This is a genomic window from Streptomyces malachitofuscus (genome assembly GCF_055571035.1).
This window is the reverse complement of record NZ_JBVIGA010000020.1, coordinates 94,792-106,958: the sequence shown is the minus strand read 5'-3', so window position 1 is coordinate 106,958 and position 12,167 is coordinate 94,792. Positions and strand designations below refer to the sequence as shown.

At 72.7% G+C, this 12,167-nt stretch carries 10 protein-coding genes; 6 read left to right on the top strand and 4 right to left on the bottom strand.

Annotation, left to right across the window (positions count from 1 at the left end; translation table 11 throughout):
- The first annotated feature begins 71 nt into the window (after window positions 1-71).
- The 3 genes from ACZ44S_RS27005 (at window position 72) to ACZ44S_RS26995 (ending at window position 2,200) form a co-directional block, all read left to right on the top strand.
- On the top strand, window positions 72-617 hold the full coding sequence (locus ACZ44S_RS27005; protein ID WP_466933375.1) for an SAV_6107 family HEPN domain-containing protein: 546 nt from the start codon (window positions 72-74) through the stop codon (window positions 615-617).
- A gap of 118 nt (window positions 618-735) precedes the next feature.
- A complete protein-coding gene (locus tag ACZ44S_RS27000; protein ID WP_466933373.1) occupies window positions 736-1,506 on the top strand; it encodes a methyltransferase in 771 nt (256 codons plus the stop codon).
- A gap of 289 nt (window positions 1,507-1,795) precedes the next feature.
- Window positions 1,796-2,200 carry a DUF3040 domain-containing protein gene (locus tag ACZ44S_RS26995; protein WP_190162065.1) on the top strand — a complete coding sequence of 135 codons (405 nt, stop codon included), beginning with the start codon at window positions 1,796-1,798 and terminating at the stop codon, window positions 2,198-2,200.
- Window positions 2,201-2,534: 334 nt separating this feature from the next.
- On the opposite strand, the gene ACZ44S_RS26990 is transcribed toward ACZ44S_RS26995, so the two are convergent.
- The 4 genes from ACZ44S_RS26990 to ACZ44S_RS26975 all read right to left on the bottom strand — a co-directional run bounded on the left by ACZ44S_RS26990 (window position 2,535) and on the right by ACZ44S_RS26975 (window position 8,123).
- Entirely contained in the window at window positions 2,535-4,925 is a 2,391-nt protein-coding gene (locus ACZ44S_RS26990; RefSeq protein ID WP_466933370.1) for a transglutaminase TgpA family protein, read from the bottom strand.
- Entirely contained in the window at window positions 4,922-6,283 is a 1,362-nt protein-coding gene (locus ACZ44S_RS26985; protein WP_466933368.1) for a DUF58 domain-containing protein, read from the bottom strand. The genes ACZ44S_RS26990 and ACZ44S_RS26985 overlap by 4 nt, the downstream gene beginning before the upstream one ends.
- On the bottom strand, window positions 6,283-7,314 hold the full coding sequence (locus ACZ44S_RS26980) for an AAA family ATPase (protein WP_190162063.1): 1,032 nt from the start codon (window positions 7,312-7,314) through the stop codon (window positions 6,283-6,285). The genes ACZ44S_RS26985 and ACZ44S_RS26980 overlap by 1 nt, the downstream gene beginning before the upstream one ends.
- Window positions 7,315-7,574: 260 nt before the next feature.
- On the bottom strand, window positions 7,575-8,123 hold the full coding sequence (locus tag ACZ44S_RS26975; RefSeq protein WP_466933366.1) for a beta-class carbonic anhydrase: 549 nt from the start codon (window positions 8,121-8,123) through the stop codon (window positions 7,575-7,577).
- A gap of 418 nt (window positions 8,124-8,541) precedes the next feature.
- On the opposite strand from ACZ44S_RS26975, the gene rsmH reads away from it, so the two are divergent.
- From rsmH to ACZ44S_RS26960, 3 genes are all read left to right on the top strand, one after another.
- A complete protein-coding gene (gene rsmH, locus ACZ44S_RS26970; protein ID WP_466933364.1) occupies window positions 8,542-9,498 on the top strand; it encodes a 16S rRNA (cytosine(1402)-N(4))-methyltransferase RsmH in 957 nt (318 codons plus the stop codon).
- Between the two features lie 103 nt (window positions 9,499-9,601).
- Complete coding sequence (gene ftsL / locus ACZ44S_RS26965; protein ID WP_466933361.1) at window positions 9,602-10,099, top strand: cell division protein FtsL; 498 nt, start codon at window positions 9,602-9,604, stop codon at window positions 10,097-10,099.
- 5 nt (window positions 10,100-10,104) lie between these two features.
- Window positions 10,105-12,063 carry a peptidoglycan D,D-transpeptidase FtsI family protein gene (locus ACZ44S_RS26960; protein ID WP_466933359.1) on the top strand — a complete coding sequence of 653 codons (1,959 nt, stop codon included), beginning with the start codon at window positions 10,105-10,107 and terminating at the stop codon, window positions 12,061-12,063.
- Window positions 12,064-12,167 lie beyond the last annotated feature (104 nt).

Genomic DNA, 12,167 nt, shown 5'->3' with positions numbered 1-12,167 from the left:
ATACCTCACGATGTGTACATACGGCACCCCGTCTCGGGGCGTGCCGTCACGAAGACGACAGGAGGTTCGTCATGGCCAACTCGTCCGCAGCCGCCGCCCGTCGGCGCCGCGCATCCGGCCCTGCCCCCTCACTGAACGGCCCGGCGAGCGACATCCACCCCGTGCTGCGCCGCGCCGCGGCCCCGCCCGCCGCCCTCGACCTGCTCGCCCAGGCCCGTGCCGGACTCGACGAGGCCACCGTCCTCGAGACATCGAACGAGCGCTATGCGACGGCCCACCTGGCCGCCCTGCGCACCGCCGCCGCCGTGCTCGCCGCGCGCGGCCGGCCCGAGACTTCGCCGCGCAGCCGGGCCAGGATACGGAGCGCCTGGGAAGTGCTCCCCGAGATCGCGCCCGAGCTCACCGAATGGAGCGCCCTGTTCGCCTCGGGGGCCGGGCGCCGCGCCCGCGCCGAGGCGGGCATCCAGGGCGCGGCGAGCGCCCGCGACGCCGACGACCTGATACGGGACGTGGCGATGTTCCTCCGCCTGGTGGAACGCATGCTGGTCCTCCAGCCGATCCTTCCCCCGCCCCGCACCGACCCCGAGGACCCGGGCGACATGCCGGACGCGGGCTGATTCCCCCCGGGGGCGGCCAGGTGACCGGTGCCCACGCCGCAGGCCATAGGGTGGACAGCACTGAAGCCCAACCGCCCCGCCACCACACCAGGCGGTGCCCCGCCGAGGAGTCACTACCGTGTCGGACCCGATGCGACCCCGCGCCGCTCTCCGTACCGCCGTGGTCTGGGAGGTCCTCCAGGACGCCCTGGAACGCCGGGTCAAGGCGACCGGACGCCAGGTGCTGGACGTCCTCGACACCGGCGGCGGCAGCGGTAACTTCGCGGTGCCGCTCGCCCGCCTCGGCCACCGCGTGACCGTCGTCGACCCCAGCCCCAACGCCCTGTTCGCCCTGGAGCGCCGCGCCGCCGAGGACGGCGTCGCCGACCGGGTCACGGGCGTCCAGGGCGACGCCCACGGTCTCTTCGACGTGGCCGAGCGCGGCGGCTACGACGTCGTGCTGTGCCACGGCGTCCTGGAGTACGTCGACGACCCGGCCGAGGGCGTCCGCAACGCGGTGGCGGCCCTGCGCCCCGAGGGCGTCCTCAGCCTGCTCGCCGCGGGTCTCGGCGGCGCCGTGCTCGCCCGGGCCCTCGCCGGTCACTTCTCCGAGGCCCAGCAGGCGCTCGACGACCCGAACGGCCGATGGGGCACGGGCGACCCCATGCCGCGCCGCTTCACGGCCGAGCAGCTCACCGGACTCGTGGAGGGCGCGGGCCTCAGGGTCGGCGCCGTGCACGGCGTGCGGGTCTTCGCCGATCTCGTCCCCGGCGTCCTCGTGGACACCGAGCCCGGGGCACTGGACGCCCTGCTGAAGCTGGAGGCCGCCGCGGCCGAGCTGACCGCCTTCCGCTCCGTGGCGACCCAGCTCCATGTGCTCGGTGAGACGCAGGAGACCTCCGGGGCTTGAGTGAACACAGTGACGCGCCCGCTGATCAGCGGCGCGTCCGGTGGTCCCGCGGCGCATGGAGTGCGCCACAGGCCCCCCGAATGGCGGCCGGTCGCCGTATGATCGAGGGAGACCGCCCGGCATGACGGGTCGGCCGCCGGGGAATGAGAAGCCTCAGTGGGCCGGGACGTGATGGCTGGTACCGGTTGGCCAATTGGCGTAGAGGGGCGGGTTTCACGGGGGCGATTCCCTGCCTATCCTGAAGGGACCCCCCGGGTCGCCCCGGCGACTGCACGATGAGGAGGACTCCGTGCCGCTCTCGGAGCACGAGCAGCGCATGCTCGAGCAAATGGAGCGAGCGCTGTACGCCGAAGATCCCAAGTTCGCGACGGCGCTCGAGGGAAGCGGACTGCGTACGTACACCCGGCGACGGGTCTACCAGGCGGTCGCGGGCTTCCTCGTGGGTATTGCGCTCCTCATGGCCGGTATGGTCGCCCAGCAGGTCTGGCTCAGTGTCGTGGGATTCCTTGTGATGCTGGGCTGCGCGGTACTCGCCGTGACCGGCTGGCGCAAGGCACCCAAGCCGGGCGAGCAGGGCGCCGGTGCCACAGGTACCCCACAGGCGAGTCGTCAGGGGAGACAGCGTCGCTCCATGATGGACCGCATCGAAGAGCGTTGGCAGCGGCGCCGTGACGAGCAGGGCGGCGGCCGCTAGATCCCGCTCCCACCCCACGAAGACACCGTTCAGGGGGTGACCACCGAGCTGGTGGTCACCCCCTGAGCCATGTCCACGGCCTGCTCCGAGCTCCGCGCCCTCGCGACCCCGGCCGCCCTTCGCGGGCAGTCGTGCCTCCCCCCAGTGCCTTGAAAGCCTGGCAGGTACCCCCATGGCGATGGGGGTCCCCCCCGCTCGAGCGAAGCCGAGCGTGGGGGAGGCACCCCGCCGGCGCCGGGCTGCGCGAACACCCCCCGGCCTGCAAACGAAGGGCCCCCGCAAAGCACCGGGTGGTGCAACCCACCGGCGCCTGCAAGGGCCCTGCGCCCAGCGTTCAGCCCTGCTGCCGGAACGGCCGCCGCCAGGCCGGCCGCGCCGCGAGCAGCCGGTCGCGGACACCCGACCACCACGCCGACACGGCCCAGCCGACCCGTACCACCGACCGCGGAGCGACCACCGCACGCACCCGCGCCCGCCGTCCCGCTGCCGCCCGCAGCCCCGCGATCGCCTGACGCACATCGTCCGTTGGACCCGCGGCCGGCCGCGGTCGCGGTGCGTACAGCACCTGCTCCACGGCGTCCGCGACCCGGTGCACCGATGCCGCTCCGCTCTCGTCGAGACGGCCGAGCCGCACGATTCGGGCGGCCGCCTTGCGCGGGGTCAGCGACTCGTCCGGCGAGATGCCGTGGTCCCAGGCCGAGTCGGTCAGCTCCTCCCACACGGCGAGGATGTGCGGCGCCGCGTCCGCCTCCGACCTGCCGTGCCCGCCCAGCCGCACCGCCCGGGTCCGCAGCCGCCACAGCATCGGCGACAGAGGCACCAGCAGGACGGCGAGACCGGCCAGCGCCCACAACAGCACCGTGTACCACTTCGGTCCGTCGCCACCGGTGGGCAGGGCCGCCTGCGGCGACTCGCTCCCGCACCCGTCCAGCAGCCTGCGCTGCGCCGTGCAGCTCGCACTCTCCGAGGGCGCCGTGGACGGCTCCTCGGGCGCCGCCTCGGACGGCCGGGCCGGATCGGGCGCCGTGCTGTCCGCCGGGTCCGGCACCGTGTACGGCGGTGTGGACCCACGGGTCGGGGTCGGCTCGAAGCGGGTCCAGCCGACGCCCTCGAAGTACAGCTCCGGCCAGGCGTGCGCGTCCCGCAGCCCGACCGAGATGGTGCCGTCCGCCTGCGGCGTACCGGGCGCGAAGCCCACTGCGACCCGCGCCGGTATGCCCAGCGAGCGGGCCATCGACGCCATCGCGAAGGAGAAGTGCACACAGAAGCCCTGCTTGTCCCGCAGGAACCGGGCGATCGCCCGGGGGCCGCTGCCGACGTCCACCTCGGTGTCGTACTCGAAACCGCCCTTCAGCGTGAAGTACTCCTGCAGCGCCACCGCCTGGTCATAGGCGTTGTCCGCGCCCGCGGTGACCTCACGGGCGGTCTCGGCCACCACGGCCGGCAGCGAGCCAGGCAGCTCGGTGTACTCGCGCTTCAGGGCCGGCGGCGGCTCCGGCGCACCGGCCAGCTGCTCCGCCGTCGGCTGGACGTTCAGGCTGCGCACCTGGTACGTCACACCGCGCGTGTCCTGGCCGTGGTCGCCCACCAGCGTCATGCCGACCGGTTCGTAGCGCCAGTCGCCCCGGATGCTGACCCCGCTCGGCGGGTACGGCATCGGAAGCCAGGTCTGGCCGTACCAGTCGGCCACGGAGATCGACGTGGCGACCTCCGTGCGCCCTGTGCCGGGACCGAGGCCGGGCGGGGTGGGGAAGGTGCCGTCGGGCACCGCGGTGATGGACCGCTTCGACGGCTTCCACGTGGTGCCGTCGAAGTCGTCCAGGGACACGATCCGCAGATACAGGTCCGAGGTGTCCGCCATCTCGGAGCGCACCGACAGCACCTGGCGGTCGTCTTCCACGTTCAGCGAGTCGCGCAGCGACACCAGCGGGTTCACCGCGGAGATGGTGCCGCCCCCGCCACCGCCCGAGCCGACGCCCGAGCCGGCCGGGTCCAGCAGGCCGCCGTTCATCGCGGGCAGACCGAGCGGTGCCACCAGGGCGATGCCCAGCGCGAGCACACCGATCCGCCGTCCGGTGCGCACGGGAGCCATGGCGCCCGGCCGGTCGTCGTGGGGCGCGCGGCCCGGCCCGGCGAACACCCGCCCCCACTGGGAGAGCCGGTCGCGCCCCTCGGCGAGCAGCAGCATCAGATAGCCGGCCGCCGCCAGCAGGAACCACAGCCAGTCGATGCCGTCGTCGGACAGCCCCGCGGCCACCGAGTACAGGGCGAGCAGCGGCAACCCTGCCGGGGCCGCGCTGCGGAAGGTCACCGCGAGGGTGTCCACCAGCAGCCCGATGATCAGGACCCCGCCGACCAGCATCAGCCGGATGCCGTCGGACAGCGGCGCCGGGATCGAGTACCGGCTGACGTCGTCGCCGCCCTGCTCCAGGAGCTCGGCGAAGTAGCGGAAGGCGTCCGGGCCGGGTATCAGCCCCCCGAGGGCGTGCTCCCGCGCGAAGGCCAGGGTCAGCAGCACCAGCGTCACCAGGACCTGCGCGGCCACCGTCACCGGACGCGCCAGCGGCACCCTGCGGGTGGCCGCGCCCACGCCCGACTGCACGGCCAGCAGGAACGCCGCCTGGACGAGCCACGTCGACGGTTCGACCAGCGGCAGCAGGGCACACGCCGCCAGCAGCGTCGCCGCCCAGGCACAGATGGTCAGCCTCGCCACCCCGCTGATCACGGTCCCTCCCCACCGCTCGCCGCGGCCAGGCCCGACCGGTCCCGGTCCGCCTGCCGCCACAGCTCGTCCAGCGAGGCACCGCGCGGCACGCCCAGGGCCGTCCAGCCCGCCTCGCGCAGCATCCGCAGCCGCCCCTCGCCACTGTCCAACGGACCGGACACGTCGGCCGGTTCCCGCAGCCACGTCTCACTGTTCAGCACGAAGGCCAGGGCGCCTCCGCTGCGCTGCCGCATCCGGGCGAGCACCGCGGCCTGCTCCTCGTCGAGATCGCCGAGGAAGGCCACCAACAGCCCTTCGTTCCCGCCGCGCAGCACGTCGTAGGCGCGCGACAGGCCGTCCTCGTCGGAGTGGTCCACCACGGCGAGGGTGTCCATCATCAGCCCGGCCGCGTCCGCCGACTCCTGGTTCACCCCGGCGAAGCCGTCGGAGCCCTCGCCCGGTACCGAGGTGCCGGTGTCGGTCAGCAGCCGCACCGAATAGCCCCGCTCCAGCATGTGCACCAGCACGGAGGCCGCGCCGGACACCGCCCACTCGAACGCCGAGTCCGGTCCCGCGCCCTCGTAGGCGATGGCCCGGGTGTCCAGGAGCACGGTGCACCGGGCGCGCTGCGGCTGCTCCTCGCGGCGCACCATCAGTTCGCCGTAGCGCGCGGTGGAACGCCAGTGCACCCGGCGCAGATCGTCGCCGTAGCGGTAGCCGCGCGGGATCACGTCGTCCTCGCCGGCCAGTGCCAGCGAACGCTGCCGCCCGTCGCCGTAGCCCATCGCCTCGCCGCTCAGCCGCACCGGTGGCAGCGGCTCCACGCGCGGTATCACCGTGAGCGTGTCGTACGTGGAGAAGGAGCGGCTCAGCTCGCACATGCCGAACGGGTCGGACAGCCGCAGTTGGAGGGGGCCCAGCGGATAGCGGCCGCGCAGGTCGGAGCGGACCCGGTAGGACACCTCGCGGCGGCCGCCCGCCTCCACCCGGTCCAGCACGAACCGCGGGCGCGGACCGAGCACGTAGGGCACCCGGTCCTGGAGCATCAGCAGGCCGGTCGGCAGCCGCGAGACGTTGTCCATCCGCAGATGGACCCGCGCCTCGGAGCCGGCCGGCACCCGCCCGGGGGAGAGCCGGCGGCTGCCCGCGACCCGGTAGCGGGTGCGGTACAGCACGGCCGCGCACACCAGCGGCAGCACCGCCAGCAGCAGTCCGACGCGCAGCAGATCGCTCTGCCCGAGCACATACGCGCAGATCGCGGCGGCCACGCCGGCGGCCAGGAAGGAGCGCCCGCGGGTGGTGAGCCCCGCCAGAGCGGTCCTGACACCGCTCCGGTCACCCGTGTCGCCGTCCGTGTGGACGGCGCCGGCGGTGGTCATCACAGCCTCCGGGGCGGCTGCTGGCCGTAGCCCGGACCGCCACGGCCGAGGCCCGTCCGCTGCGGGGTGTCCGCGGGCACCGCGGTGTGCTGGAGGATCTCCTGCACCACCTGCTCGGCGGTGCGGCGGTTGAGCTGGGCCTGAGCGGTGGGCAGCAGCCGGTGGGCGAGTACGGCGACGGCGAGCGCCTGCACATCGTCCGGCAGTGCGTAGTCCCGGCCGCCGAGGGCCGCCGAGGCCTTCGCAGCGCGCAGCAGATGCAGCGTCGCACGCGGCGAGGCGCCGAGTCTGAGATCGGGATGCGTGCGGGTGGCGGCGACCAGGTCCACCGCGTACCGGCGGATCGGGTCGGCCACGTACACGTCGCGCACCGCCTCGATCAGCTTCAGTATCTCGTGCGCGTGCGCCACCGGCTGGAGGCTCTCCAGCGGGGAGACGCCGCCGTGCACGTCGAGCATCTGCAGCTCGGCCTCCGCGCTCGGGTAGCCGACCGAGACGCGGGCCATGAAGCGGTCGCGCTGGGCCTCCGGCAGCGGGTAGGTGCCCTCCATCTCGACCGGGTTCTGCGTGGCCACGACCATGAACGGGCTGGGCAGCTCGTAGGTCTTGCCGTCGATGGTGACCTGGCGCTCCTCCATCGACTCCAGCAGCGCGGACTGCGTCTTCGGCGACGCGCGGTTGATCTCGTCGCCGATCACCACCTGCGCGAAGATGGCACCCGGCTTGAACTCGAAGTCACGGCGCTGCTGGTCCCAGATGGACACACCGGTGATGTCCGAGGGCAGCAGGTCCGGCGTGAACTGGATCCGCCGCACCGAACAGTCGATCGACCGTGCCAGTGCCTTGGCCAGCATCGTCTTGCCGACTCCCGGGACATCCTCGATGAGCAGATGTCCCTCGGCGAGCAGTACGGTCAGCGAGAGCCGTACGACCTCGGGCTTTCCCTCGATCACGCCTTCCACCGAATCCCGCACGCGCTCCACGACGGCGGTCAGATCAGTGAGGCTCGCTCGATCGTCATAGGTCGTCACCCGGCCCTCCTCGGCCTTTCCCCACGCTCCGCGAAGGAGCGGGGAACCCCAAATGTCCCGGGCCGACGCCTGCTGTGCGGGCCGGCCCACCCCGAATCACGGACACCACGCGGGAAAAGTTCCGCGTGGCACCACTCCCGCATTCTTGCCGCCGTTACCGATTCGTGTCACTCGCCTGTGGACAACTGACAGCGATATGTCAGGTCTTACGACCGGAAACGGCTCCGGAACTCAGATCGTCCCCGGGGCGGGCGGCCGGGTCACGCCGGGTCGACCTCGCGCAGCAGGCCCGACTTCACGTCGAAGACGAATCCGCGCACGTCGTCGGTGTGCAGCAGGAACGGCGAGGTGCGCACCCGCTGCATCGACTGGCGCACGTCCTGGTCGACGTCCCGGAAGGCCTCGACGGCCCAGGCGGGACGCTGGCCCACCTCCATCTCCAGCTCGTGCCGGAACTCCTCCGTGAGGGACTCCAGGCCGCAGTTGGTGTGGTGGATGAGGACGACGCTGCGGGTGCCGAGCGCCCGCTGGCTGATGGTCAGCGAGCGGATCACGTCGTCGGTGACGACTCCGCCCGCGTTGCGGATGGTGTGGCAGTCGCCGAGCGCGAGGCCCAGCGCGGCGTGCAGGTCCAGTCGTGCGTCCATGCAGGCCACCACGGCCACGTTCAGCACGGGGCGGGCGTCCATCCCGGGATCGGTGAAGGCGGCCGCGTACTGCTCGTTGGCCTCGACCAGACGGTCGGTGACCGTGTCGGAGGAGGTGGTGGCGTTCGTGGAGCCGGCGGGAACCGAGGCGGAAGTCGTCATACTCATGACGGTAATGGTCGTGAGGGCGACAGGCCCGTCGTGAGAGGGGACAAAGAACGCCAGTGATCGTTGTTGTGAGGCAATCCACAGGAGTGGTGTGACCCCCCTCCCAAGGGTGATTCACCCGGTACATCCCTTGACTCGCCGCGGGGGCCGCGACGCGCAGGCCGGTTGATTGACCGGGCGGGGCCGTGGACTAAAGTGACGCGAAGCGGGAGGCGAGACTGCCCGCTGCACTGATTTCTCCCCGGAGACCCCGGCCACGACCGGGGGATCTCCCCGCGTGCGCGGCGCGTACGTACGGCTCGGCCTTCTCCCGCCGCCGCTCGGCCGACGCCTCCGGCGCCGGCCGCCCCTTCACCGGGGGAGGGCGGGGACCCGGCGGTGCGTGGACGCCCGCCGAGTTTGAGAGGGCCACTTGAGCCAGAGTCGACACGTCCCGGTGATGCTCCAGCGGTGCCTGGACCTGCTGGCGCCCGCCCTGGAGCGGCCGGGATCGGTGGTCGTCGACTGCACCCTCGGCCTCGGCGGCCACAGCGAGGCCCTGCTCCGGCGGTTCCCCGAGGCGCGGCTCGTCGCCCTCGACCGTGACAAGGAGGCCCTGCGCCTGTCCGGCGAGCGGCTCGCCCCCTTCGGCGAGCGGGCCACCCTGGTGCACGCCGTCTACGACGAGCTCCCCGACGTGCTCGCCCGGCTCGGCATCGCCCGCGTGGCGGGCGTCCTGTTCGACCTCGGCGTGTCCTCCATGCAGCTCGACGAGGCCGACCGCGGTTTCGCCTACGCCCAGGACGCCCCCCTGGACATGCGCATGGACCAGACGACCGGCGTCAGCGCCGCCGAGGTCCTCAACACCTACCCGCCCGGCGAACTCGTCCGCATCCTGCGCGCCTACGGCGAGGAGAAGCAGGCCAAGCGGATCGTGTCCGCCGTGGTGCGCGAGCGCGAGAAGGAGCCCTTCACCAACAGCGCGCGCCTGGTCGAGCTGATCCGCGACGCGCTGCCCCAGGCCGCCAAGCGCACCGGAGGCAACCCGGCCAAGCGCACCTTCCAGGCCCTGCGGATCGAGGTCAACGGTGAGCTGTCGGTGCTGGAGCGGGCGATCCCGGCGGCCGTGAAGGCCCTCGCCGTGGGCGGACGGATCGCCGTGCTGTCGTACCACTCCCTGGAGGACCGCCTCGTCAAGCAGGTGTTCGCGGCGGGCGCCGCCACCACCGCCCCGCCCGGGCTCCCGGTCGTCCCCGAGCAGTACCAGCCCCGGCTCAAGCTGCTCACGCGCGGTGCCGAACTTCCCACCGAGGAGGAGATCGCGGAGAACCGCCGCGCGGCTCCCGCGCGGCTGCGCGGCGCCGAGCGGATCCGGGAGGACGTCGGGTGAGGTGCGGACGGTGAGACCCGGACGGTGAGGAACCGGCCGCGCAGGCGGCGGGTGACGGGCCGGGCGGCGTACGGGTGGGACAGGCGAACTCAGGGGAGCGTGAGTGAGTAGGAAACCCGAACTGAAGGGGCGACCTGAGCTGAAGGGGAGGGCGGCCCGGCTCGCGCGGCTCCTGCCCACCGGACGCGCCCAGGCGGCACGCACCCCGTTCGTCCTCCTCGTCGTCCTGCTCCTCGGCGGCGGCCTGATCGGCCTGCTGGTGCTGAACTCCGCGCTCAGCGAGGGCGCCTTCCAGCTCGACGACCTCAAGCGGGAGACCAAGAACCTCACCGACGAGGAACAGGCCCTGCAACGGGACATCGACGCCTACTCCGCGCCCGACGCCCTCCAGCGCCGCGCCCGCGAACTCGGCATGGTGCCCGGCGGCGACCCCGCCTTCCTCGGCCCCGACGGCAAGGTCAAGGGCGTGCCCAGCGCCGCCTCCGCCGCCCGCGCCCCCCTGGTCCTCGCCCCCGAGGCCCTGGCCACCGCGACGGTCCCGCCGCCCGCTTCGGCGCCGAGCCCCCGTCCCACCCCCTCCTCATCGACCCCCGGCAGGTGACGGAAGTGTCCGACAGGGAACCGCCCCGCCGCCGGGTGCCCGGACCCGCCAGGCCCGCCCGGCAGGGCGCCGCCCGGCGCCCGGGACCCGGCGCCCGCCCGGCCCGCAGGCCCGCCGGACCCCGTCCCGCGGCGCCCAAGGTCATCCGCCTGGGCAGCCACCGGCCCCGGCTGCGCCTGATCGGTGTCGCCCTGACCCTGGTCATGCTCGCCTTCGTCGTACGCCTGTTCCAGGTGCAGGCCGTCGACGCGAGCACCTACGCGGGCAAGGCGGAGCAGAACCGCTACGTCGGCCAGGTGCTGGCCGCGGAACGCGGGGAGATCACCGACCGCAACGGCGTGGCCCTCGCGACCAGCGAGGACGCCTACGACATCACCGCCGACCCGACGATGTTCACCCCGGACGAGCTGGAGGTCGCCGACGGTCCCGAGCAGGCCGCCGCCCTCCTCGCACCTATCCTCGGCGAGGACCAGGAGGACCTGGTCAGGAAGCTCCGGCCGGAGAACAGGACACTGCGCTACGTCAAGCTGGCCGGCCGCCAGACCCCGCAGGTCTGGAAGCAGATCAAGGACCTGAAGGCCGCCCTCGCGAAGAAGGCGGAGAGCGACGACTCCACGGCCAACGTCCTGGCCGGCGTCTTCTCCGTGCCCACCAGCAAGCGGGTGTACCCCAACAACGAACTCGCCGCGGGGATACTGGGCTGGGTCAACGCCGCGGGCAAGGGCGCCGGCGGCATCGAGCTCCAGTTGGACAAGCGGCTGGCCGGCGAGGACGGCAAGATCCGTTACGCCCAGTCCGGCGGCCGTCTGGTCCCGACCGCGGGCTCCACCGAGACCCCGGCCGTGCCCGGCAGCGACGTCGAGCTCACCATCCACCGCGACATCCAGTGGGCCGCCCAGAACGCCATCAGCAAGCAGGTGAGGGAGTCCGCGGCCGACCGCGGCTACGTCATCGTCCAGGACACCCGCACCGGCGAGGTCCTCGCGATGGCCAACGCGCCCGGATTCGACCCCAACAACCTCTCCGAGGCCGATCCGAAGGCGCTCGGCAACGCGGCCGTCCAGGACGCCTTCGAACCCGGCTCCACGGCCAAGGTCCTCTCCATGGCCGCCGTCCTCGAGGAGAACGTCGCCACCCCGGGAACCCATGTGGTCGTGCCCAACCGGCTGCACCGCGGCGACCGGCTCTTCAAGGACGACATCGACCACCCGACGTGGTACCTCACGCTCAACGGCGTGCTCGCCAAGTCCAGCAACATCGGCACCATCCTCGCCACCGGCCAGCTGGGCAGGACCCAGTCCCAGGCCAACAAGGTGCTCTACGACTACCTGCGCAAGTTCGGCCTCGGCAGCCACACCGGACTGGGCTTCCCCGGCGAGACCAAGGGCATCCTCGCCCCGCCCGGCGCGTGGTCCACCTCGCAGCAGTACACGATTCCTTTCGGCCAGGGCGTCTCCATCAACGCCATGCAGGCCGCCTCCATCTACTCGACCATCGCCAACGGCGGCGTCCGCGTCGAACCCACCCTCGTCCGCGGCTCCAAGGGGCCCGACGGACGCTTCACCCCCGCCCCGAAGCCCAAGGAGACCCGGGTCGTCAGCGAGAAGACGGCGAAGACGCTCGCCCGGATGCTGGAGTCGGTCGTGGACGACGAGGAGGGCACCGGCACCAAGGCGCGCATCCCGGGTTACCGGGTCGCGGGGAAGACCGGTACGGCGAACCGCGTGGATCCGGCCACCGGCAAGTACCACGGCTACACCTCGTCCTTCGCCGGGTTCGCGCCCGCCGACAAGCCCAGGATCACCGTCTACTGCGTCATCCAGAACGCCACCGAGGGCAGCTACTTCGGCGGCCAGATCTGCGGCCCGGTGTACAAGCAGGTCATGGCGTTCGCCCTGAAGACTCTCCAGGTGCCGCCCACCGGCGCCGCCCCCGCCGACCTCCCGGTCACCTTCAAGCCCTGACCCGTACCGAGCACCGAGCCACCAGGAACCACCTCGTGACAACGATCACCCCGGATCCCGGGAACCAGAGCACCTCCCGCACCTCGCTTGGCTCACCTGCCGGT

Coding starts and splice junctions, on each gene's coding strand:
- ACZ44S_RS27005 (WP_466933375.1), top strand. CDS start 72: ATGGCCAACTCGTCCGCAGCCGCCGCCCGTCGGCGCCGCGCATCCGGC.
- ACZ44S_RS26985 (WP_466933368.1), bottom strand. CDS start 6,283: ATGACCACCGCCGGCGCCGTCCACACGGACGGCGACACGGGTGACCGG.
- ACZ44S_RS26975 (WP_466933366.1), bottom strand. CDS start 8,123: ATGACGACTTCCGCCTCGGTTCCCGCCGGCTCCACGAACGCCACCACC.